Source organism: Bradyrhizobium sp. 31Argb, assembly GCF_043638955.1.
Classification (GTDB): domain Bacteria; phylum Pseudomonadota; class Alphaproteobacteria; order Rhizobiales; family Xanthobacteraceae; genus Bradyrhizobium.
The window spans coordinates 1-21,393 of sequence record NZ_JBEGDB010000135.1 but is presented as its reverse complement, the minus strand read 5'-3'; the positions used below and the strand labels follow the sequence as shown (position 1 = coordinate 21,393).

The following is a 21,393-nucleotide window of genomic DNA, read 5'->3' as shown; positions in this document are numbered from 1 at the left end:
ACAGATCAAAGCTTCGCAGCCATGATCCATCTGACCGCTGCCGTGATAAACTCCCGATGAATCCCAACAGACCCTAATACAGAGAACGGCGATCCGAGTGCTCCGGTCCCCACATCAGGCGGCGCCGCGCCGTGACTTGCCGTGTTGTTGAGGCAATCGCAAACGTAGCTCAACTGGGCATCACTTCTGAAGTGTAGAACTACGCCAGGTCGATGGCGATGCGATCGTGTGCCGTTTGCTTAGCCGATGGGCGGCCATCTGCATACTTGCTGCACATTGCTCGGGTCGTGCGACGCGACGCCCGTAGCGTCTTCCAACAGCTACAATTTTCATGTCGCATTCATACAAGCCCCGGCTGGCAGTGCACGTATACATTTTTGTGAGTTTCGGAACGCGAAAGCAAGAGGGGACACGGGAGGGCACTTGCTGCTTTGGCAATGGCGCCAAAGGAGCGAGTGGCACAACGGAGGGACGCATGGGCTATCTGATCAACCGGCGCGGGTTTCTTGCGGGTGCAACGAGCGCGGTGGCGCTCACGTTAGGCGCGCGCGGTGTCCGTGCCGAAGGCGGCCAAATCATCGTCGCCAATTGGGGTGGGGACTGGAACGATCGCACGGTCCAGTTCTTCGAAGCACCCCTTGTCGAGAAAGCCGGTTACACTGTTGTCCGCGACCTCGACGGGTTCGATCAGCGCAGAACAAAGATCATTGCAAGCCGCAGACTGCCGCGTGCGCCGATGGATGTCGCGCATATGGACGATGCGACTGCGTTTGAATTGGCCTCGCTGGAAGCGCTTGACGCGATCGATGAGCAGGCCGTCCCACGACTGAAGGATACCCTGCCCATCCTGCGAACGCCTACATTCGTTCCTTGGCAATACAGCGCCTGGATCATCGGCTACAATCCCAAGAAATTGAAGGAGGCTCCCAAGAGCTTTGCCGATCTCTGGGACCCCAAATACAAGGGTATCGTCGGTTTGAGCGACGCCCACTGGTTTCACCACATCGAGTCCACGGCACTCAAGCTCGGAAAGTCCCTCGACAACATCAATATCGAGGCCGTGAAAGCCAGCATGATGGAATGGAAGAAAGCGGCCAGCCCGCGCATCTATCCGAACCATTTGCAGATCGAGCAGGCGCTCAAGAACGAAGAGATCCTCGTCGCTCCCGAGTATAAGGCCCGAATCCTGCAATTCGCCTCGGAGGGTGTCGATGTGGTTTCCGCGTATCCGGCTGAGGGCGGCATCGGCATCATCTTCGGCCTGGTGATGCCGAAGAAGGGGCCGAATCCTCAGGCGGCCAAATTCTACTGCAATGCGTTGCTTGACCCGGACGGGCTCACGGCTCTGGTCCAGAAGTCATTCTATTCGCCATCAAACACCAAGTCGGTGTTGCCTGAAGCTGCCGCCAAGCAGATCGAATTTACTGAGCAAGAGAAGAAAGCGATCCATAACCGGCCCCATGCATTCTGGCTGAAGAACCGCAATGATCTGCTCGACTGGTGGAACAAAGAATTCAAGAGCTGAACGCGTCTAGATGACCACGCTAGTAGTTGCACGAGAGTCGAGCGGCATGCCTGCCGTCGCAAGACGCACCCGGTGGGCTGCCCCTTATGCCTTATCGGGACCGGCCTTCGTATTTGTCTCGCTACTGCTGATGCTTCCGCTTCTCATGATGCTGCGGCTGAGCTTCTACCAGTACGACGCGGCGCAGATGTACATCCAGGCGTTCACGCTGGATAACTACGTCAGGTTCTTCAAGGACGAATTCTACCGTCAAGTGTTGTGGACGACCCTCTGGGTCTCGGCAGTCACGACTTTGCTGTGTCTGATCGGTGGATTGGCTGTTGCGTACTTCATGGCCAGGACGAATTCGACTATACTGAAGCGGTATTTGATTATCGCAATCGTCTTGCCGCTGTTCATGGGGAACGTGGCGAGGACCGCCGGATGGATCATCATCCTCGATAACAAGGGCCTATTGAATTTCCTGCTGCAACAACTCGACCCGGGAGGGGAAACGCTGCAGCTACTCTACACGTCCGGCGCGGTAATCACGGGTCTGACGTCGGTCCTATTGCCATTCATGATCGTGACGCTCAACAGCGTCATGCACAATATCGACGTATCGCTGGAGGAGGCGTCGCTCAATCTGGGGGCTTCCGCGCTGACAACGTTTCGCCGGATCATCCTTCCTCTCCTGATGCCGGGTATCTTCGCTGGCTGCGTACTGTGCTTTATCTTGTCCATGAATGCCTATGCGACGCCAATCCTCATCGGTGGGCCCAAGTTCTACATGATGGCGCCGACCATCTATAAGCAGATATCGGCGGCTATGAACTGGCCGTTCGCCTCGACGCTGGCGTTCATACTAATCTCGCTGACGATGGTGCTCACCGTCGTGTCCGCCGTAATGTTCAATCGGACGGCACGGGTGGGCGCCCTCCGATGACGAGTATAAGCAAAGCGAGCCCGCTCAGGTGGACCTATCTGATTTTCGTATGGGCCATCATACTCTTCGTGCTCGTCCCGCTCGCGACAACGATATGGGTTGCGTTCTTCAGCAACAAGATCCTTTCGTTTCCTCCCGAGGGATACACGGGAACCTGGTTCGTTCAGGCTTGGAGCCTCGAAGCCTTCAGGAGCGGCTTCTTCCTGAGCTTTCAGGTGGCGATCAGTGCGTCGGTGCTCGCGCTATGCCTGGGCGTTCCCGCAGCGCTCGCAATCGGCAGATACAAGTTCCGGGGACGGGAGTTCATCAACACTGTGCTGATGTCGCCGCTGATGATCCCGGCCATCGTTGCCGGCAGCGCGATCTACCTGTTCTACATTGAGCTCCAGATCTGGAGCGACGTTCAGTTCGCCTCCACGGTTTACGGCCTGACTTTGGCCCATGCCTTGATCGCGATACCGTGGGTGTTGCGGCTGCTCGTTGCATCCCTGGCGGGGCTCGATCCGGCGATCGAGGAAGCATCGCTTAGTCTCGGCGCGACGCGGCTTACGACTTTCTTCCGCATCACGCTTCCGCTGATACCGGGTATCACGGCTGGCGTTCTGTTCGGATTCATCGCTTCGTTCGGCGATCTTGAGAAGTCGCTCCTGCTGGTCGGCCCAGGCCGCATCACGTTGCCGATAGCGATGCTCAACTATCTGGAATACCGAACCGACCCGACAATCATGGCGGTCGCGACCATCCAGGTTCTCATCATCGCGATCGCGCTCATCATTTCCGACCGATACGTGCGTCTCGGCCGAACATTCTGAAGAATAGAAGGGCTAACGGTGTCCCAGGTCACCCTCAAGAACGTGGTGAAGCAATACGACTCCTTCGTCGCTGTGAGGGAAATGTCGCTCGATATTGCGAACGGAGAATTCCTGGCGCTTCTTGGGCCCAGCGGATGTGGAAAGACCACGACGCTTCGGATGATCGCGGGCTTTATCGAGGCGAGTGCGGGCCGGATCTTCTTCGGCGATCAGGACGTGACCGATCTTCCGCCCAACAAGCGCAACACGGGAATGGTCTTTCAGGGCTTTGCCCTGTTTCCCCATATGAACGTCCATCAGAACATCGCCTACGGACTGGAGATGCGCCGGGTTCCCAAAGGCGATATCGGACAGCGCGTCGCCAAGGTTCTGGACCTGGTGCAGCTCGGCCGTTTCGCAGAACGCATGCCGCGACAATTGTCGGGAGGGCAGCAACAGCGGGTCGCGTTGGCTCGCGCGCTGGTCATCAATCCGCATGTGCTGTTGCTGGACGAGCCGCTGTCGGCCCTTGATGCGAAGCTACGACACGATGTTCGGTTGCAGATCAGACGATTGCAACAATCGCTTGGGCTGACGACCGTGTTCGTCACACACGATCAGGAGGAAGCGCTCAGCCTGGCAGATCGGCTCGTGGTGATGAACGGGGGTGCCATCGAGCAGATCGGGAGCCCCGCCGATCTCTACGAACGACCGGCTACGCCTTTCGTCGCCGACTTCATCGGTAAGACAAACTTCTTCAAGGGAACGCTGGCTGGCGATAGGTTCACGACCGATGCGGGAATTTCCCTCAGGGTTGCGCCCAAAGTCGCGCGGGCGACGCTGCTTGGGGTGAGACCCGAGAAAATCAAGATTGCCGTCGGCCCGGCATCCGCGGCAACGGTGCACGGCGACGCGAACGAGATCGACGGGGTGGTCGAGCTCATCAGCTATCTCGGACCTTTCACCGAGTATCAGATTAAGGTCCCCGGCGAGCAACGTCTTCTGGTTCAGCAGGCCAATCGGGACGTGCCGGAAGCGGTACAGCCAGGGCAGGCGGTCAGGCTCACGATTGCTCCGGAGTGGTGCTTTCTCTTCAATGCCGACCCAGGCACGAATGCGAACCTGGAGAGCGAGCCCTAACGGAGCATTCACTTGGTACCGGCGGCGTCCCCATCGCTGCCCGGCGTTCGAACATCGATTTGCGTCAGGAGAACAAGAACATGTCGTCGCAACTGCACGAGCGCTCGATCGTCATTGACGGTCTGATCATCTCCAATTTTGGCCGGGATATATTCGAGGACATGCGAAAGGGAGGGCTTACGGCCGCCAATTGCACGTGCTGCATTTGGGAGGGGTTCACCGAGACGATGCGGAACGTGATGCACTGGAAACACTGGTTCCGCGAACATGGCGATCTGATCAAGCAGGTCTATACAACCCAGGACATCATGGCTGCGAAAAAGGAAGGCAGAACCGGGATCATACTGGGGTGGCAGAATATCACCGGTATAGAGGATCAGATCGGCTATCTCAGCCTCTTCAAGGAGCTCGGTGTTGGCATCATTCAGATGGCCTACAACACCCAGAACCTCGTGGGGACCGGCTGTTATGAACGCAAGGACGGTGGGCTGTCCGACTTTGGACACGAGGTGGTTGCCGAGATGAACCGACTTGGCATCCTGTGCGACCTCTCGCATGTCGGTCCTCAGACGAGCACGGACGTGATCCTTGCTTCCAAGAAGCCCGTGACTTACTCGCACTGTCTGCCCGCCGGGCTTAAGTCCCATCCGCGCAACAAGAGCGATGAGCAACTGAAGTTTATCGCCGATCGCGGCGGGTTCGTCGGCGTTACGATGTTTCCTCCTTTCCTCAAACGCGGCGTGGAAGCCACGGTTGACGACTACGTCGAAGCGATCGAATACGTAATCGACATCTGCGGCGAGCGAAACGTCGGTGTCGGCACCGATTTCACGCAAGGTTACGCGCAGCCCTTCTTCGATTGGATCACGCACGACAAAGGCTACGGACGCAAGCTCACGGACTTCGGGAATGTGATCAATCCGGAGGGCATGCGCACCATCGGTGATTGGCCAAATCTCACGGCCGCGATGGAGGAACGCGGCTGGAATTCGAGCAAAATCGAGGGCGTGATCGGAAAAAACTGGCTGTCGGTCTTGCGCGAAGTCTGGGGAGCCTAGATCGCCTGGGTATGCAGATCGTCATGAAGGAGGACGAAGCTGATTCCGGTTAGCAAGAAAGGCAAGCCTCTGCGGCTGGGCTCGTTCGAATTCGGCATAGTCATTGCTTGCCACCCCTTGCGTACGCGGGTTTGTTGAGGGTGCCTCCATGAGGAACTGGTTCACGCAGTTGAGGGCATCGCTTAGGTTCAAAGGAGACGTCAGCGATTTTCACATCTGTCCCGACGGTGCGCAGGTGTCGTTGCCCACAGGAATGAGGCAAAGCGATGGGGTTCTTGACTACCATGGTCGTACCGGCCTCGAGCCTGAAATTATCGAACATGGTCCGGTTCAAAGCGAGAAGGATGGCCGAGTTGGAAGAGGGCGATAGCTTCTCATTCTTGCCTGACACATTCTTGGCTTTAGAGCGTTTTCGAGCGAAGTGGACACCGGTTCGCGTGAAGAAAACGCGTCAAGACAAGAATCTAGAACTTCGGTTCTGATTCAATCAGAACCGAAATGCTCTAGCCGCTGCATTTGGGCATAAGGCCATTCACATCCTGCACCAGGCTGGGCATCACTTCCGCGGCGGGGCGCTTGCCCGTCACCAGGCTTTCCGTGTGGCTCTTGATCACCTCGATGATCTTCAGCGAATTGCCACCCGGAAAGGACGCCCAGTCCGTCAGCACCGGCAGTTGCTGAATGCTGGTCATGTGGTTGGGGTTCTTGGCATAGAATGCCCCGAGGAGCTCGGGCGACTTCACCGCGATCTCATTGCCGGGCATGTAACCGGTATAATTCACCATGAGCGTCTGACCGATCGGGCCGGTGACAAACTTCACATACTCCCATGCTGCCTTCCGCCGCTCGGCATCCTTGGCGAAGATCATGGCGACATTGCCGCCCGCAGGCAGCTTGCCGTCTGGTGTTGACAACGGAAACGCGACCGTCTTGAAATCAAAGCGGTTGCCGATCTGGCGGTCTGCCGCAGCCACATAGGACGTGGAATCGACGAGAATGGCGAGGCTGCCGGCGACGAATGACTGACGCGCCTGGCTGATACCGAAATTGGGCATTCCCGACTTGCCAAAAGACTCCAAGGTCTTGAGTGCCCACATGCCGGCATCGTCATTGAACGCTATCGTGCAGCCGTCGGCCTTCAGCATGTGCCCGGCGCGGCTGGTGACGAGTGACTGCAGCAGCCAGTTTCCAGTTTGGTCCCACTGGTAGTAGAATCCCGTCACGCCGGCTCCGGCGCTCGCCTGAATTTTCTGACCTGCGGCGACCAGTTCGGGCCAGGACTTGGGTAGGGCGGCCGGAGCGAGGCCGGCCTTCTTCACCAGGTCGGCGTTCACGTAGAGCACCGGGGTTGAGACCGCAAAAGGCAGACCATAGAGCTTGCCTTTCCATTGGCCGAGCGCTGCGAGCGTAGAGTAGTAGCCAAGTTTGTCGAGGCCGCCATCCGCCGCCACGAAGGTATCGAGGGGGGCGCCGAGACCGCGATCCACGAACAAGCCGATCTGGTTGATGCCGTTGAACGCGACATCCGGCACGCTGCCGGTGATCTGGTCACGCAGGATCTGCTGTGCCCCTTCTTCGTATCCAGCCACTGGATTGCGAAACTTCACCTTGATGTCGGGATGGGTCTCGGTGAAGCGCTTGGCCAGCTCCTGCTGAAGAGCATTGAAGGTCCCCGGCGTGGTGTAAAGCACGTCCAGCGTCATCTCCGCATGGGCAGGGGTGACCGCGAAGGCGGCCAGGAATGTGGCACCCACGCCCCTCAACACGCGGCGCGGCAACAGTCTGTCGAGCATGACAATCTCCCTTTGGTCACTTCATGGCAGTGGTTGCCAGCCCGTCGATGAAGCGGCGCTGGGCGAAGAGGAAAGCGAGTAGCAGTGGGGCGACGATGATCGTGGCGCCGGCCATGAGCGGGCCGAGGAATTGACCCGCCTCGTCGTCGCGGAACAGGAGGATGCCGAGGGCCGGTGTCGAGATGTCTTCGCTCCGCACGGCAATGAGCGGCCAGAACAGGTCGTTCCAGTGGGCCACTACCGAGAAGATGCCGAAAGCGGCAAGCGCTGGCGCGCTCATGGGCATCATGATGCGCCAGATGATCTCGAACTCACCGAGTCCATCGAGCCGCGCGGCGTGGATGATCTCGTCGGGGATGGATCGGAAGAACTGGCGCAGCAGGAAGATACCGAAGGCAGAGATGATCCAGGGAAGAATGAGAGCCGCGTAGGTGTCGAGCAGCCCGAAGACGTAGAGCAGGACAAAATGGGGAATGGCCAGGGCCTGCGGGGGTACGAGAAGCCCCACCAGTACCGCGGAAAACAAGGTGTCGCGTCCGCGGAAGCGCAGTTTGGCGAGGGCGTAGGCGCATGGCACGCAGATCACGAGCTGCAGCGCGAAGATGACCGCGCAGACGAAGACACCATTGAGCAGGAAACGGAGCATCGGCGCTGCGGTCAGCGCAACGCGATAATTTTCAACGCCGTGGAAGGTTTTGGGCCAGAGGTGGAAGTCGGGTTGAAAGATCTCATCCGGTGGCTTCAGGGACAAGCTGACCATCCACACGAAAGGCAGCAACGCGAATGCTGCCGAAACGACAAGCAAAGCGTGGCGCGCGATGCGTCCCGCGACCCGGGATCGGCGGCGATGCGCGCTCATGAATAGTGCACCCGGCGTTCGATGAAGCGCGCCTGGGCAAGCGTGAGGGCGATCACGATAGCAAGGTAGACCACTGTCAGGGCTGCGCCGTAGCCGGTGCGCAGATAGTCGAAGCTTTCGGAATAGAGCCGATTCAGCAGGACCTCGGAGGCGTAGTTCGGACCGCCCTGGGTGAGCACGCGCACGCTATCGAACACCTCAAAGGCGCGGCTTGCGGTGAGGACGATGACGAACATGGTGACCGGCCCCAACATGGGGAGAGTCACGATGCGCAGCCGGTCAAAGAGGCCGTCCGCTCCATCGACTGCAGCGGCATCGTAGAGCTGTTGGGGCACCGCCTTCAGGCCGGAGACAAAGAGCACCATCGCGAAGCCAAAGCCCTGCCAAATGCCAATAAGGGCGACGGCGAGGAGCGCGGTGTGCTCGTCCCGCAGCCAATTGATGCCGGTCAAGCCGAATGTGGCGAGCGTCCGGTTGACCAGGCCGATGCTGGGATGAAGCATGGTGCCCCACACCACGGCCATCGCCGACATGACCGGCAGAAAGTGCACCGCGCGATAGAAGCCGCGCAGGCCAGGGCTCGCCTCGATGAGCAGAGCTGTGGCAAGGCCAAGCCCCACCGTCCCCGGCACCACGATAGCGACATAGATGCAAGTGTTGACCAGGGCCTTCCAAAAGGGCGGGTCCGCCCACAACGCAGCAAAATTCTCGATACCGACGAAGTGGAAGGTCGTGGCGCCCAACTGCCAGTCGGTGAACGAGAACAGGATCACCGCCGCGGCCGGGCCAAAGAGCAGGCAAATCAGCAGGATCAAGGCCGGGGAGACGGCGAGCCAGCCGACCGTGGCCTCTGCAGCCTGATGCTGCCGACGACGGGCAACCGGGCGAGCGCGGCGGTGGACCAAGGCCATCACGCTCATGCTGCCACCCGCTCGATATCGCCGCAGCGCCTGCCAGCCTCGTCGAACTGCATCAGTCGCGCAGCATCGACCTTGAGCCCAACCGCGCAGCCGAGCGAAAAGCGTGGTTCGTCGGGTGCGGTGCGGATCACGACGGTTTCCGAGCCGTCGCGGAGCGCCACATGCACGAAGATATCTGAGCCGAGATTTTCAAGATCCGTCACGGTGCCACCGGGCAGGCCAGCGGTTGGCGTGGTCAGGACGGCTGCTTCTGGACGAAATGCGAGGTGCCTGGTCTGCGGTGCAAGGATTGCCGACAGAATCGGTCGATCGTCCGCCCAACGGCCGCGAGCGACCACGTTGATCTTGGGGCTGCCGATCATCTCGGCCACCCTCAGATCCTGCGGGTCCCGATAGAGCTTTTCTGGAGGGCCCACCTGGAGCAGCTCGCCGCCGATCACCACGGCCACGCGGTCCGCCATCGTCATGGCCTCTGACTGGTCATGCGTGACATAAACGAAGGTAACGCCGAGGCGGCGGTGCAGCGCGGTGATTTCCGCGCGCATCTGCACTCTGAGCTTGGCGTCGAGATTGGATAGCGGCTCGTCCATCAGAAAAACGGTGGGATGCCGCACCATTGCGCGCCCGAGGGCGACGCGCTGGCGTTGCCCCCCGGAAAGCTGGCCCGGCTTGCGGTGGAGCAGATGGGCCACGTCGAGCATGGTGGCGGCCTGCTCCACCTCCATGCGAATGCTCCTTTCGATGCCGGTGCGACCCGGCAGGAGCCGTCCGATGAGCGGCAGGCGCTGTGCGAAGGAGAGCCGCCGCGTGCGCAATGGCAGCGCGATGTTGTCGAATACGGTGAGATGGGGATAGAGGGCGTAGGACTGAAACACCATGGCGACGTCCCGGTCCTTTGGACGGGCGCCATCCACGAGCCGGCCGCCCACGCTCACCTCGCCGGCGTCTTGATCCTCGAGCCCGGCGATGATCCGCAGCAAGGTGGACTTGCCGCAGCCGGACGGCCCCACCAGGGTCAGGAATTCCCCATCCTGAATCTTCAGGGAGACGCCCTTCAGGACCGACACCTCCCCATAGCGCTTCTCGATGCCGCGCAGCTCGATCTCAGCCAAAGTCGCCTCGCTGTAGCGCGTTGCCGTCTGTGCCGGAGCCGGGCAGACCGAGATGAGCAAGAATGGTAGGCGCGATGTCGATAACCGAGGCTGCTCTGGAGCGCACCGCGCCGGCCAAGAAGCCCGGACCCGAGATCATCAGGAAAGGCGACTGCTCGGCAGCCCCAAGCCCACCGTGCTGACCTGCGCCGATGACATCTTCCTTGCCTTCAGAACGCTTGGCGGCAAAGCTCGTCCCGACAATGCCGAAAGCGTTGGGAGCCTCGGTCTCGCGCATGGAGACGGCACAAGCGAGTCCGTTGTCGGTGGACTGGCCAATACGGTGCAACTCGGCCCTCGTCAGTACGGTTCCGGTCCAGTCTTGGCCAGCCAGGAAGCTTGCGATTGCCGCCTCGCGCCCAGCGGCGTCCGGGTGAAGATAGATCAGTGCCGAAGTGCCGTTGGAGGCCACCACCACCTCGTCGGAATCGAGACTTTCCTTGAGGCCTGCGGCGACCAGCTCAGCCTCGATGTGAATGACGTCGCTCACGGTTTGATGACCGTGATCGGATCCAAGGAGAAAGAGCACATCCTCGCGGTCGGGCAATTGCGCCACCGCGTCCATGACGCGCTTCGCGTTCCGATCGGCTTCCGTCAGGACGGCCAGGTGTTCGGGCGAGCCCAGCGGCAGAGCGTGCTGGGACGAGTCGGGTTCGCCCAGCCACATCAGAGTGAGGGCGGGAGGACTCGCGGCCAGCACAGTCTCCGCAATGAAACGCTCGGTCATGGCTCGATCGCCAGCCACGTCCAGGGTCACGCGAAGCTGCTCAGCTTCGGGTAGGGGAATGCGGCCTCGCCCGAACGAGCCGGCGCGATGATAGATGCGTCCGTGGCCGTCGGGATCGTGAGCATAGGCCGCACCAGGCGACACGTTGCTGAATATCACCGCACCACCGTGCTCACGCAGCCGCTCGGCAAGAGTCGGAACGCCAAGGGACCGTCCGGTGACACGTCTTTTGTGCTGGAGAAAATCCGGCCGGCCCGCATCGTGACGCACAAGGCGGCCGTCTTCAACGAGGACCATGGTGTTGCCCTGGAGCCCGTGGCGCGCCGGCAGGCAGCCGGTGGCGAGGCTGGCGGAGACCACGCGCGTGCATGAAGGAAAGATCGTGCTGTAGTCTGAGAATTGCTCGGCACGCGCAGCAAAGGCAGCTAGGTGCGGCGTGGTCTCGGGACCGACGAGGTCCCGGCGCAGGCCGTCGAGGATGACGAGGATGGCGCGGCGCACGTTTACGCTTCCACCTCGTTGAGCAGCACGAAAGAGGCGCGGCATCCGCGCAGCACCCGTGCTGGGTCGCTGGTGCGACCGGCCTTCAACCGATGTTCGACCGTCTCTGGCCGCTCGGGCCACGCGCGGAGTTTTCCGTTCACGTCCTGAGCAAGCCGGATCGGCGTCGGTTCACCACTTTGCATGTCGTTCCATCGTTTGCGCCTGAGAGGAGGCGACTCCTAACGGTGGCCGACGACACTTTTGTGACTATACGGGTACATTTGTTCCATGCACCGAATTGCGATGTGGATCGTGCAGCATGGAGGCCGGATGTGCTGGACCAAGCAAACAAAGACGAAAACGCGCGCGGCGCTGATTTTGCGCTCATGGCGCGGGTCTGCTGGCACCACTTCAAGGAAGGACAAACCCAGGATGTGATCGCCCAACATCTCCAATGTCTGTGACTACGTTCACCCTAGGTGCGCTTGCGCATGATCGAAGGCTCCTCGAAGTCTGTCCGGCGGATCTCGTTGAAGAGTGCTTCAGCGGCTGCCGATAATGTGCGACCGCGCCGACGGATCAGATAGATCGGACGAGAGATCCGTGGCGCTTGCAGAATTCTAACGCCAAGCGTCGGACGCTCAAACTGGTGGAGGCTAAGCGACGGAACTATTGTGATGCCCAGACCCGCTTCCACCATGCCGGCAAGCGTCGCCATGTAATTCGCCTCGAGATGGGCTTTTAGTTTCACGCGCTCAAAGGCAGCATTGAGGGCGCGGCGAACACTACTATTGCGTGTCAGGTGAATAAACGGATAGGACGCGATGTCAGCGGCAGCGATCTTCTTTTTCGACAGCAACTCATGATCTTTGCGGCAGACGAGGTAGAAGTGATCAGTCGCCACGACCTGCCCGTCCAAGTCCTCTGCACCGTCAAGCGTCGACAGGGCAAAGTCAACGTCGCCGTTGCGTACCAATGATACGCACGTCTCCGCCATTGCGTCGGTCAGCGACAACTGAACGTTTGGATGCCGGGCTGCAAATCTTGACAGTATTTTCGGCATCCAGCCGGCAGAGACCGATGGCAGTGCCGCGATCGACACCCGGCCCCGGCGGCGCGCCGCCCGGTCACGGGAAATCTGAATAACGTCGGACAAATCTGCATGCAACTGATGAGCGAAAGGCTCGAAGACCTCGCCATCGGGAGTCATTTCGACCCTCCGCGTGGTCCGGTCGAACAGCTTGGCTCCTAACGCGTGTTCGAGCGACGAGATGCGGGTGCTGAACGCCGATTGCGACAGCCCGCATCGCGCGGCCGCCCGCGTGAAATTCTTTTCCTGAGCAAGGGTGAGGAAGATATGGAGGTCCTGGCTCGTTATATTCATAGGATCGATCAATCATTATGATCTTTCGATTTATCAGATTTGTTGCCCACAAGTAAGCTTCCTTCACAAATCTAAAGGAGCAGGGTCACCATGGTCGGACTGTCTCGCAGGTCGTGGTTGGGCGGTGTCGGTGCGCTGTCCCTGGCCGCGTCGTGGCCCAGGAGATCGTCGGCGAACGATAAGTTCCCGTCACGGCCTATCACGCTGATCGTTCCGTTTCCGGCCGGCGGAACGGCCGATACCACTTTCCGCGTACTGGCGACTGCCGCGGCAACGCACCTCGGCCAGCCGATCGTCGTCGAAAACCGTCCAGGCGCCAGTGCCACGCTGGGTGCGGTTGCGATGCTGTCGGCGTCGCCCGATGGCTACCGCATCGCGGTCACCCATTCGGCGGTTCTGCGCGTCCAGCTCATGCAGAAGACGCCCTATGACGCGTTGCAGGATTTCACGCCGATCATCCAGATCGGCGCTTTCAACGTCGGCATGGTCGTCCGCCAGGATTCACCGTTCAAGACCTGGAGCGACTTTGTCGCCGAGGCCCGCAAGCGGCCCGAGGAGGTCAACTACGGGACGAACGGTCCGGCGACCGCGCAGAACCTGGCGATGGTTCAGGTCGCCGACATCGAGAAGATCAAGCTGATCCACGTGCCGTTCAAGGGCGACTCCGAGGGCATCGCCGCCTTGCTCGGCGCCCACATCGACGCCCACGCGGGCGGCACGATCCTCGGCGATCTGGTCGACAACGGGCAGGCACGCTGGTTGGCGGTCTTCTCTGACGAGCGGTTGAAGCGTTGGCCCGACGCGCCGACCCTTTACGATCTCGGCTATGACGTGACCGCCGCGAGCCCGAACGGTTTGATTGGTCCAAAGGGAATGCCAGAGGAGGTGGTCCAGCGGCTGCACGACGCTTTCAAACTGGCGCTTTTTGATCCGCAACATGTCGCGATCCAGGAGAAGTACGGGCAGTCGATCCAATATCGCGACGGCGCCGATTTTGGCGAGGTGATCAGGAAGAACTTCGAGATCGAACGCGAGAAGATCCGCCGCGCCGGCCTTCTGCGGTCCTGAGCGACTTCAAATCCAGCGGGGTGAAGAATGCAGGTTGGCGTCGAAATTGGCGGGACATTTACGGACCTCGTCTGGGTGGACGAGGAAGGCGTGGTCTCCGTCGGCAAGGTTCCATCGACACCGAGCCAGGTCCACAAGGCAGTTGAGAACGCGGTCGATCAGGCTGCCGTGCGGTTAAAGGAGGTAACGCGCTTCTCGCACGGTTCGACGATCGCCACCAACGCGTTGATCACGCGGCGCGGCGCGCGCACCGGGCTTCTCACCACCAAGGGCTTTCGCGACATCACCGAAATCGGCTTGCACGATCGCGTTGGCAACATCTATACGGCTTTCTATCGCAAACCCCGCGCACCGGTAGAGCGGCGCTTCATCCGCGAGATTCCGGAACGCATCGACGGGTGCGGCAATGTGGTCGAAGCCCTCGATGAAGAGGTGGCACAGCAGGAAATCCAGTTTCTCCTCGACAACGGCGTGACGTCGATTGCGATCTGCCTGTTGCACGCCTACCGCAATGGAGTTCACGAGGATCGCCTGCGCGAACTCATTCTCTCGATGAGCCCCACAACGCGCGTCGGCTGTTCGAGCCGCGTATCGCCTGAGTTCCGTGAATACGAGCGCACCGTGACGACGGTGGTCAATTCCTTCGTCTCCCCGGTGGTCGTCGATTACGTCGATCGGCTGGATCGCGGTCTGACCGATCGCGGCTGCCGCAGCGGCTTGCAGATCATGCAGTCGAATGGCGGCATCATGCCGGCGGAAGCAGCGGGTGACAACGCCGTGCGCATGCTGCTGTCGGGGCCGGCCGCAGGCGTTCAGGCCGCCGCATGGTTCGCACGCCGCAACGGCATCAACGACATCATCACGATCGATATGGGGGGCACCAGCACGGATGTGGCGGTCGCGCCCATGCTGGAGCCGCGGGTGGTGCAAGAGCTTATGGTCGATGACTTGCCGATCCGCACCACCGCGCTTGACATGGTTACGGTCGGCGCCGGCGGCGGCAGCATCGCGGCGCTTGATTCCGGCGGCTTCCTCAATGTCGGGCCGGCCAGTGCGGGAGCCGAGCCTGGGCCGGCATGCTACGGCCGCGGCGGCAAGCTGCCGACGGTGACAGACGCGCAGTTGATCGCCGGACTGCTGCGGCCGTCGCACTTCTTCGCAGGCAAGATGACGCTCGATGTCGGGGCTGCGAAAGATGCATTCACGTCGCTGAAGGTGCCGGGCGACCTCAGGCACAAGGCGGATGCCGTGTTGCAGATGGTCAACAGCAACATGGCGGCGGCGGTTCGTCTTGTCTCGACTGCGAGGGGCATCGATCCGCGTGACTTTACGCTCGTGGCCTATGGCGGTGGCGGCCCGCTGCACGCAGCGACAGTGGCCGACGAGGTCGGCATGAACCGCGTTCTGGTTCCGTGGTCGCCCGGCATCACCAGCGCTTTCGGCCTGCTGATCGCCGATCTCAAGGTCGACTTCATCAAGGCGAGATTGCAGCCGTTGACTGCCGAGTCGCTCGCCGAGATCGGCGTAGCCGATCTGGCCGCGACATGTGACGGCTATGCCGCGAGTCTCGGCTTGGCCGCTGGCGGCTACGACGTTCAGATGGGACTCGATCTGCGCTACGCGGGCCAGGGATTCGAGTTGACGGTCTGGACAGACGTGGCACGGGCAAGCCCCTCGGAATTGCGTGACGTTTTCGAGAGCCTGCACCGTGAGCGCTATGGCTACACGCGACCGAACTTGCCGGTTCAGATCGTCAACGCGCGGGCGCGGCTTACCCGCAAGAACAAGCTCAACGTCGTTACTCCCAAGGGAGATCCTGGTCGGAACGGTAAGCGCGAGACGTGCGATATCGTCCTCCAGGGCAAATCCGTTGCCGCGACCTTCATGGATCGTTCTGATCTTGATTTCGGCGAGACAATCACGGGCCCGGTCATTCTCGAAGAGCCGACGACCACGACACTGGTGCCGCCGGGCTGGACGGCGCGCTGCTGCGAGAGCGGCGATCTGCTGCTGGAGAAAAAGTGATGTTCGGCGAACAGACCAAGCTCGCGATCCTTGCCAACGCGATCCGAGCGATCGCGAATGAGATGGGGGCAATTCTTGTCCGCTCTGCGTTCTCGACCATCGTGCGCGAGGCTCGCGACTGCTCGACCGCGATTCTCGACGCGCACGGCAACGTGGTGTCGCAGGCCGAAATGATCCCGATCCACAATGGCGGGTTGAGCGAAGCGTTCAGGGCATCCGTCGCGCAACTCGACATCTCCGGGATCGGGCCCAACTCCGCGATCCTGCTCAACGATCCCTATGCCGGAGGGCAGCATCTCAACGACTTCATCATCTTCCAGCCCGTGTTCGCCGATGAGGTCCTGATCGGATGGGTCGGTAATACGGCGCATCATCTCGACGTCGGAGGCGGCGGCGCCGGGATCAACATTGATGCGACTGAATTGCTGCAGGAAGGGATTGTCATTCCGCCGCTGCTGATCGATGTCGAAAGGGACCTGATGGGCGGCGCGATCGACCGCCTGATCTTCGCCAACGTCCGGACGCCAGAAGTCGGCCGCGGCGACTTCTACGCTCAGCTTGCCGCCAATCGGACCGGCATCGAGCGTCTCCAGCAACTGGCCGAACGTCACGGCTACGATCTGGTGGTCCGCGCGATGGCGGAGACGCTCGATTATACGGAGCGCCGCATGCGGGCGGCCATCGCGACGATTCCGAACGGAACATGGACCGGCGAGGCATGGATCGACGCGGACGTACGTGGCGATATTCCGCTAAAGGTCGTTGCGACCGTTACGGTCGCTGACGGAGCCATGGTGCTGGACTTCACCGGCACGGCACCAGAGGTGCACAGCATGTTCAACAGCTCGAAATCGTCGTCGATCGCTGCGGCGATCTCGGCTGTTCGCTGCCTGCTCGCCGATAAGGACATTCCGGCCAACGATGCCTGCAATCGTCTGATTGATATCCGGCTGCCCGAGGGTACGATCGTCAATCCGATGCCCGGCCGACCGGTGCGCGCCCGCATTGCCGTGTCCTATCGCGTGCTCGACGCAATCCATGAGGCGCTCGGAAAGGCGATTCCGGATCGAGTTCCAGCGCAGGGCTTCAATTCCACCACCGGCCTCTACCTTGTGCAGGAGCGGCCGAATGGCGGCACGCGCATCTACGCGGACGTGCTCGGCGGCGGCTATGGCGGCGCACCGGGCTACGACGGCGCGCACGCCCTCGCCGGTGTTCTGTCATCGAGCCGCAATACGCCGATCGAGTCGATCGAGCAGATCCACCCTCATATCCGTATGCTGCGTTATGGCCTTGTTCCGAATTCCGGTGGCGCGGGAGAATGGCGCGGCGGTCTAGGCTTTACGCGCGCCATCCAGGTGCTGGAGGATAACGTCGTCCTCAGCTACTACTCGGAACACTTTCTCTATCCGGCACGCGGCAGGATGGGCGGCGCCGACGGAGCCCTCGCATCGTTGAAGGTGATCCGGGGCAAAGACGTCATCGACCTGCCAACCACCGCGGTCATGACCCTGCAGAAAGGCGATATCGTTCAGCTCACGGTCGGCGGCGGCGCCGGTTGGGGCGATCCTGCGAAGCGCCCGGTCGAACTCGTTGAGCGTGACCTCGAGCAGGGGCTGATTACCGCGGAGTTTGCGACAAGACATTACCCCCAGGCTTTCAAGCCCGCGCTCGTTGCCTGAGGGGAGGTCTCGCATGTTCTACCGTCCCGAACGCACCCTGACGACCGACACCGCTGCTATCGACCTTATGTCGGAGCTCGGCTTCGCGCTTCTGGTTTCGACCGAAAACGGTGAACTGCATTTCTCCCACATCCCGGTGCTGGTTGATGTGAAACACGGTGCGGTAACCCACATCCGCGGTCATGTCGCGCGCGCTAATGAGCATTGGAAATCGCTGGAGCGCCAGCCGAAAGCGGTGTTCGTCTTCAACGGCCCGAATGCGTATGTGTCGGCTCAGTGGTACACGAAGGAATGTCCGGCGGCGCCGAGCTGGTCGTATGCGGTGGTCCATGCCCACGGTGACGTCCGCCTGCTCGACCGCGCCGGCCTCGATCAGGTTGTCGATGACCTGGTGCGTGTCAACGAAAGCCGCTTTCCCGCCCAGTGGTCGATCGCGGACTACAGCCCGCAGCGCCGCGCCGCCTTGATGCCGCACATCGTTGGCTTCTCGATGGCAGTGACGCGGCTCGAACCCAAATTCAATATCAAGCGGCACTACAGTGACGCCGACAAGCGCGGCGCCATCGCAGGGCTCATCAAGACCGACAAGGATGATGCCCGACAGATCGCGGGACTGATGGCTGAGACGCTCTCGGCGCAGGGTGATCGCCCGGCTAACGATATTCTTGACAATTATTCAAAGGGCTAGCGCCGAGCTCGCCGTGCGCGACCACGGATCGGCCGCCAGCGACTAAGCGTCGACGACGCAGACGGAAGAACCGTCGATCAATCCGTATGCAAGACAGGTGTCGCGCTGGGGACAACGAATAATGAGTCCCGCAGCATGTCCAACTCGGGACGCCCCGAGATTGTGAAATGCTATTCCAGAATCCGCTCGAACTATGAAGTCTATTTTTAGCTCGAAGCCCCTATAAGTCCCCGATACGCAACCGAATTGCGCAACGTCGTTGCTAGTCTTTCCGCAAGGCAGAGATGTCGTGTGGAGCGAGCAGCAGGAAATGCGAACGATTGGCTTGATCGGCGGAATGAGTTGGGAAAGCACCGCCGTCTATTACCGGCGGCTCAATGAACAGGTCCGAACCCGGTTGGGTGGACTTCACTCCGCTGAAATCCTGATGCGATCGGTCGACTTCGACGCGATCGTCAATCTGCAGAAGCAGGGACGCTGGGATGAAGCCTGCAGAATTCTTGCAAACATTGCCCGCGAGCTGGAGGAGGGCGGCGCCGGCTGCCTCCTGATCTGCACCAACACCATGCACAAGCTCGCTGACGAGGTGCAGCGGGCGGTATCGATCCCGCTGTTGCATATCGCCGATGTTACCGCCAGCGCGATCAAGGCCGGCGGATGCAAGCGCCCGTTGCTGCTGGCGACACGCTACACCATGGAACAGGATTTTTATGTGCAGCGGCTGCGCGAGCAGTTTGCGCTCGATCCGATCATTCCCGACGAAGCAGATCGCATCGCGGTCCATGACATCATCTTCGATGAGCTATGCCAAGGCGTCGTCAGCGACCGGTCGCGCCGCCGCTACCTCGATGTCATCGCGCGCGGAAAGTTAAACGGTGCCGACAGCGTGATCCTCGGTTGTACCGAAATCTGTCTGTTGGTCGGACCGCAACACATTGATCTTCCGGTGTTCGACTCGACGATGCTGCACGCTGACGCCGCCGTGGATTTCTCCATGACGAAACAAGCGTCTCATCCGCGTGCAGCGCAGGGAGTGCAATCCTGAAGTGGCACCGATCTTGCCTAAAAATCTGCGAGCCGCGGGTAGGTTTGTAAAGAAGTGAGTGACATGGCTTTGACTATCAATGCAGTGAAGCCCGTTCTCGATCACGCCGTCATTAATGTGATGGGGAAGCTCGACGAGGCGGCCGCGCAATATGGCCGGCTCGGCTTCAAGCTGACGGAACGTGGTCATCATTCGCTCGGCTCGAGCAATAACCTCGCGATCTTTGGCGAGAACTACCTGGAACTGCTCGGATATCTGCCGGGGAGCGAGACCAGGCGCGCCGATCTGTGGACGCATCCGCCGGGGCTGACCGGGCTGGTGTTCAAATCAGTCGACCCCGATCTTGTCTTTGCCGCCTTGAAGCAGCGCGGCGTTCCAGCGGAAGAGCCGATGAGCTTTTCGCGCCCAGTGTCGTTTCCGGGCGGTACGCAGGATGCGCGCTTCAGGGTGGTTCGCGTCGGCAGCGAAGAGGTGCAGAACGGCCGTACCTTCTTCTGCCACCACGATACTCCGGAACTGGTCTACCGACCGGAATGGCGTGCGCACCCGAACGGTGTCACCGACATCGTCGAATTCGTCATCGCGTCGAAAGCGCCGTCGCGCACCGCTGCACTGTATGAGCGAATGTTCGGCGTGCCTTTGCTCAGTGAGGTGCCTGGCGGCGTATTGTTCCGTGCCGGCACCGCCACCATCCGTGTGCTGGAGCCATCGGCAGTTGCCGAACGCTATGCCGATGCTGCGCTGGTCAGCGAGAACGGCTCGGATCGCATGGTCGCGCTGGTGTTCAAGGTGCCTTCGCTCGAGGCGCCGCGGACGGTGTTCGAGAGGTCGGGGATCGGTTACCGGCCCTACGCCGACGGGATCGTCGTCAGCCATACGGATGCAGCCAACGTGGCACTCGGGTTCACGGTGCCATGATGATCGATTTCACCGAGAGCTTTGCGTTGGACTATGCAGGCGCCCGCACCAAATTCCGCGCGACTGCGGCCGAGCTGGGTGGCGCGCTGTCCGAATATCGTCATCCGACCCTAAGGACGCCTGACGGCCAGGATCTCGTGGTCGACGTCGTGCGGCTCGGCGATGCCGCCGCCCCGTCGCAGTTGATCGTGATCAGCGGCACGCACGGCCTTGAAGGTCTCAGCGGTTCGGCGGCGCAGGTTGCGTGGATGAAGAGCGCCCCGGCGCGGGCGCTGCCGCCGCATCTCTCAGTGTTGCTGGTGCATGCGATCAATCCGTATGGTTTCGCGTGGGGCACCCGCACGACCGAGAATAACGTCGATCTCAATCGCAATTTTGTCGATCACGAAGCGCCGCATCCGGCCAATCCCGGCTATGCAACGCTGTATCCGGATCTGGTCCCGGATGATTGGACGCCGGCGGCCCTTCAAGCCTATACCGGAGCGCTCGATCGCTTTCGTGCTGCGCATGGCGATGATGCATTGTTCAATGTGCTCGCGAGCGGGCAGTACGACTTCCCCAATGGCAACAATTTCGGCGGCGTCGCCCGCGAGTGGTCGAACGTTACGTTGGAGAAGATCGTCGCCGATCACCTCGGTCAGGCCGAGCGTGTCGGCTTCATCGATTGGCATACCGGCATCGGAGGCTGGGCCGAGGCGTTCTTCCTTTGCTTCAACGACGAAAACGGACCGCTGCACGCTGAGGCCGTGCGCTGGTGGGGCAAGGAGCGGCTCATCGGCCAGCGGCCACACAACATGGCGCGGCCGAACTATCAAGGGCTGGTGTTCCACGGCCTGACGAAATTCCTCGGTCGCCGGCCGATGGTCGGCGCTGTCGTCGAGTTCGGCACCCGCGGCGTCCATGTCCGGCGCGCGCTGCAACTCGATCTATGGCTCAAATTCAAGGCCGAACGCGACAGCGAACGGGTGCAGCTCTTGAGAGCCGATCTTCACGACTGCTTCGTGCCGGTATCGGCCAACTGGCGCGAGCAGACCACCGAACAGGCGATCTCGATAACCCAACAGGCGATCGACGGACTGGCGACCTGGTCGCTTGCCGCGGCGGCCTAACACGGAGTTGAATGACAAGATGCGTGCCCTAGGCCGTGTGGACTCTTGGGATTCTCAAATCAGATTGAACGTGATTCAAGGCTTTCTTTTAGGAGGAAGCCT

At 60.9% G+C, this 21,393-nt stretch carries 21 protein-coding genes; 13 read left to right on the top strand and 8 right to left on the bottom strand.

Annotated features, from left to right (window positions below; all coding sequences use genetic code 11):
- Positions 1–538 precede the first annotated feature (538 nt).
- Positions 539–751 (bottom strand): hypothetical protein, encoded by a 213-nt coding sequence (locus AAFX91_RS24050; RefSeq protein WP_245475990.1) that lies wholly within the window; start codon positions 749–751, stop codon positions 539–541.
- Here AAFX91_RS24050 and AAFX91_RS24045 point away from each other — a divergent pair.
- From AAFX91_RS24045 to AAFX91_RS24025, 5 genes are all read left to right on the top strand, one after another.
- Positions 737–1,525 carry an extracellular solute-binding protein gene (locus AAFX91_RS24045; protein ID WP_349644874.1) on the top strand — a complete coding sequence of 263 codons (789 nt, stop codon included), beginning with the start codon at positions 737–739 and terminating at the stop codon, positions 1,523–1,525. The genes AAFX91_RS24050 and AAFX91_RS24045 overlap by 15 nt on opposite strands.
- A 46-nt stretch (positions 1,526–1,571) precedes the next feature.
- A complete protein-coding gene (locus AAFX91_RS24040; protein WP_165421095.1) occupies positions 1,572–2,450 on the top strand; it encodes an ABC transporter permease in 879 nt (292 codons plus the stop codon).
- The gene (locus AAFX91_RS24035) at positions 2,447–3,262 is read left to right on the top strand and encodes an ABC transporter permease (RefSeq protein WP_394568159.1); all 816 of its coding nucleotides are present in this window, start codon (positions 2,447–2,449) and stop codon (positions 3,260–3,262) included. The genes AAFX91_RS24040 and AAFX91_RS24035 overlap by 4 nt, the downstream gene beginning before the upstream one ends.
- An 81-nt stretch (positions 3,263–3,343) precedes the next feature.
- Positions 3,344–4,381 carry an ABC transporter ATP-binding protein gene (locus AAFX91_RS24030; RefSeq protein ID WP_394568158.1) on the top strand — a complete coding sequence of 346 codons (1,038 nt, stop codon included), beginning with the start codon at positions 3,344–3,346 and terminating at the stop codon, positions 4,379–4,381.
- 80 nt (positions 4,382–4,461) lie between these two features.
- Positions 4,462–5,439: a dipeptidase gene (locus AAFX91_RS24025; protein WP_130578638.1), complete on the top strand. Its 978-nt coding sequence runs from the start codon at positions 4,462–4,464 to the stop codon at positions 5,437–5,439.
- Between the two features lie 503 nt (positions 5,440–5,942).
- Here the strand turns inward: AAFX91_RS24025 and AAFX91_RS24020 are convergent.
- The 6 genes from AAFX91_RS24020 to AAFX91_RS23995 are packed head-to-tail and all read right to left on the bottom strand — an operon-like array spanning position 5,943 to position 11,575.
- Entirely contained in the window at positions 5,943–7,232 is a 1,290-nt protein-coding gene (locus AAFX91_RS24020) for an ABC transporter substrate-binding protein (protein ID WP_394568157.1), read from the bottom strand.
- 16 nt (positions 7,233–7,248) lie between these two features.
- Positions 7,249–8,091, bottom strand: coding sequence for a carbohydrate ABC transporter permease (locus AAFX91_RS24015; protein ID WP_130578636.1), 843 nt, complete (start codon positions 8,089–8,091; stop codon positions 7,249–7,251).
- On the bottom strand, positions 8,088–9,011 hold the full coding sequence (locus tag AAFX91_RS24010; protein WP_394568156.1) for a carbohydrate ABC transporter permease: 924 nt from the start codon (positions 9,009–9,011) through the stop codon (positions 8,088–8,090). Before AAFX91_RS24010 ends, AAFX91_RS24015 begins: the two co-directional genes overlap by 4 nt.
- Entirely contained in the window at positions 9,008–10,123 is a 1,116-nt protein-coding gene (locus AAFX91_RS24005; protein WP_130578634.1) for an ABC transporter ATP-binding protein, read from the bottom strand. Before AAFX91_RS24005 ends, AAFX91_RS24010 begins: the two co-directional genes overlap by 4 nt.
- Positions 10,116–11,390: an alkaline phosphatase family protein gene (locus tag AAFX91_RS24000; RefSeq protein WP_130578633.1), complete on the bottom strand. Its 1,275-nt coding sequence runs from the start codon at positions 11,388–11,390 to the stop codon at positions 10,116–10,118. The genes AAFX91_RS24005 and AAFX91_RS24000 overlap by 8 nt, the downstream gene beginning before the upstream one ends.
- A gap of 2 nt (positions 11,391–11,392) precedes the next feature.
- Positions 11,393–11,575, bottom strand: coding sequence for a hypothetical protein (locus AAFX91_RS23995; RefSeq protein ID WP_130578632.1), 183 nt, complete (start codon positions 11,573–11,575; stop codon positions 11,393–11,395).
- Between the two features lie 42 nt (positions 11,576–11,617).
- Between AAFX91_RS23995 and AAFX91_RS23990 the strand changes: the two genes are divergently transcribed.
- A complete protein-coding gene (locus tag AAFX91_RS23990; protein WP_130578631.1) occupies positions 11,618–11,836 on the top strand; it encodes a hypothetical protein in 219 nt (72 codons plus the stop codon).
- An 11-nt stretch (positions 11,837–11,847) separates the two neighbouring features.
- Here the strand turns inward: AAFX91_RS23990 and AAFX91_RS23985 are convergent, their stop codons facing one another.
- Positions 11,848–12,768, bottom strand: a complete 921-nt coding sequence (locus AAFX91_RS23985) for a LysR family transcriptional regulator (protein ID WP_394568155.1) — start codon at positions 12,766–12,768, stop codon at positions 11,848–11,850.
- Positions 12,769–12,846: 78 nt separating this feature from the next.
- Between AAFX91_RS23985 and AAFX91_RS23980 the strand changes: the two genes are divergently transcribed.
- The 7 genes from AAFX91_RS23980 (at position 12,847) to AAFX91_RS23950 (ending at position 21,291) form a co-directional block, all read left to right on the top strand.
- Positions 12,847–13,824, top strand: coding sequence for a Bug family tripartite tricarboxylate transporter substrate binding protein (locus tag AAFX91_RS23980; protein WP_394568154.1), 978 nt, complete (start codon positions 12,847–12,849; stop codon positions 13,822–13,824).
- Between the two features lie 27 nt (positions 13,825–13,851).
- Positions 13,852–15,849 (top strand): hydantoinase/oxoprolinase family protein, encoded by a 1,998-nt coding sequence (locus AAFX91_RS23975; RefSeq protein WP_394568153.1) that lies wholly within the window; start codon positions 13,852–13,854, stop codon positions 15,847–15,849.
- Positions 15,849–17,531 carry a hydantoinase B/oxoprolinase family protein gene (locus AAFX91_RS23970; RefSeq protein ID WP_394568152.1) on the top strand — a complete coding sequence of 561 codons (1,683 nt, stop codon included), beginning with the start codon at positions 15,849–15,851 and terminating at the stop codon, positions 17,529–17,531. Before AAFX91_RS23975 ends, AAFX91_RS23970 begins: the two co-directional genes overlap by 1 nt.
- Before the next feature lie 13 nt (positions 17,532–17,544).
- Positions 17,545–18,219, top strand: a complete 675-nt coding sequence (locus AAFX91_RS23965; protein ID WP_394568150.1) for an FMN-binding negative transcriptional regulator — start codon at positions 17,545–17,547, stop codon at positions 18,217–18,219.
- Between the two features lie 310 nt (positions 18,220–18,529).
- On the top strand, positions 18,530–19,264 hold the full coding sequence (locus AAFX91_RS23960) for an aspartate/glutamate racemase family protein (RefSeq protein WP_130578647.1): 735 nt from the start codon (positions 18,530–18,532) through the stop codon (positions 19,262–19,264).
- A 63-nt stretch (positions 19,265–19,327) separates the two neighbouring features.
- Positions 19,328–20,182 (top strand): VOC family protein, encoded by an 855-nt coding sequence (locus tag AAFX91_RS23955; RefSeq protein ID WP_394568149.1) that lies wholly within the window; start codon positions 19,328–19,330, stop codon positions 20,180–20,182.
- A complete protein-coding gene (locus tag AAFX91_RS23950; protein WP_394568147.1) occupies positions 20,179–21,291 on the top strand; it encodes a M14 family metallopeptidase in 1,113 nt (370 codons plus the stop codon). The genes AAFX91_RS23955 and AAFX91_RS23950 overlap by 4 nt, the downstream gene beginning before the upstream one ends.
- Positions 21,292–21,393 lie beyond the last annotated feature (102 nt).

Bases quoted from the DNA above. Each gene is read 5' to 3' on its own strand.
- AAFX91_RS24045 (WP_349644874.1), top strand. From the start codon at position 737: ATGGATGTCGCGCATATGGACGATGCGACTGCGTTTGAATTGGCCTCG.
- AAFX91_RS23980 (WP_394568154.1), top strand. From the start codon at position 12,847: ATGGTCGGACTGTCTCGCAGGTCGTGGTTGGGCGGTGTCGGTGCGCTG.
- AAFX91_RS23965 (WP_394568150.1), top strand. From the start codon at position 17,545: ATGTTCTACCGTCCCGAACGCACCCTGACGACCGACACCGCTGCTATC.
- AAFX91_RS24050 (WP_245475990.1), bottom strand. From the start codon at position 751: ATGCGCGACATCCATCGGCGCACGCGGCAGTCTGCGGCTTGCAATGAT.
- AAFX91_RS23960 (WP_130578647.1), top strand. From the start codon at position 18,530: ATGCGAACGATTGGCTTGATCGGCGGAATGAGTTGGGAAAGCACCGCC.
- AAFX91_RS24040 (WP_165421095.1), top strand. From the start codon at position 1,572: ATGCCTGCCGTCGCAAGACGCACCCGGTGGGCTGCCCCTTATGCCTTA.
- AAFX91_RS24020 (WP_394568157.1), bottom strand. From the start codon at position 7,232: ATGCTCGACAGACTGTTGCCGCGCCGCGTGTTGAGGGGCGTGGGTGCC.
- AAFX91_RS23995 (WP_130578632.1), bottom strand. From the start codon at position 11,575: ATGCAAAGTGGTGAACCGACGCCGATCCGGCTTGCTCAGGACGTGAAC.
- AAFX91_RS24030 (WP_394568158.1), top strand. From the start codon at position 3,344: ATGTCGCTCGATATTGCGAACGGAGAATTCCTGGCGCTTCTTGGGCCC.
- AAFX91_RS23970 (WP_394568152.1), top strand. From the start codon at position 15,849: ATGTTCGGCGAACAGACCAAGCTCGCGATCCTTGCCAACGCGATCCGA.
- AAFX91_RS24010 (WP_394568156.1), bottom strand. From the start codon at position 9,011: ATGAGCGTGATGGCCTTGGTCCACCGCCGCGCTCGCCCGGTTGCCCGT.
- AAFX91_RS24025 (WP_130578638.1), top strand. From the start codon at position 4,462: ATGTCGTCGCAACTGCACGAGCGCTCGATCGTCATTGACGGTCTGATC.
- AAFX91_RS23955 (WP_394568149.1), top strand. From the start codon at position 19,328: ATGGCTTTGACTATCAATGCAGTGAAGCCCGTTCTCGATCACGCCGTC.
- AAFX91_RS23950 (WP_394568147.1), top strand. From the start codon at position 20,179: ATGATGATCGATTTCACCGAGAGCTTTGCGTTGGACTATGCAGGCGCC.
- AAFX91_RS24035 (WP_394568159.1), top strand. From the start codon at position 2,447: ATGACGAGTATAAGCAAAGCGAGCCCGCTCAGGTGGACCTATCTGATT.
- AAFX91_RS23975 (WP_394568153.1), top strand. From the start codon at position 13,852: ATGCAGGTTGGCGTCGAAATTGGCGGGACATTTACGGACCTCGTCTGG.
- AAFX91_RS24015 (WP_130578636.1), bottom strand. From the start codon at position 8,091: ATGAGCGCGCATCGCCGCCGATCCCGGGTCGCGGGACGCATCGCGCGC.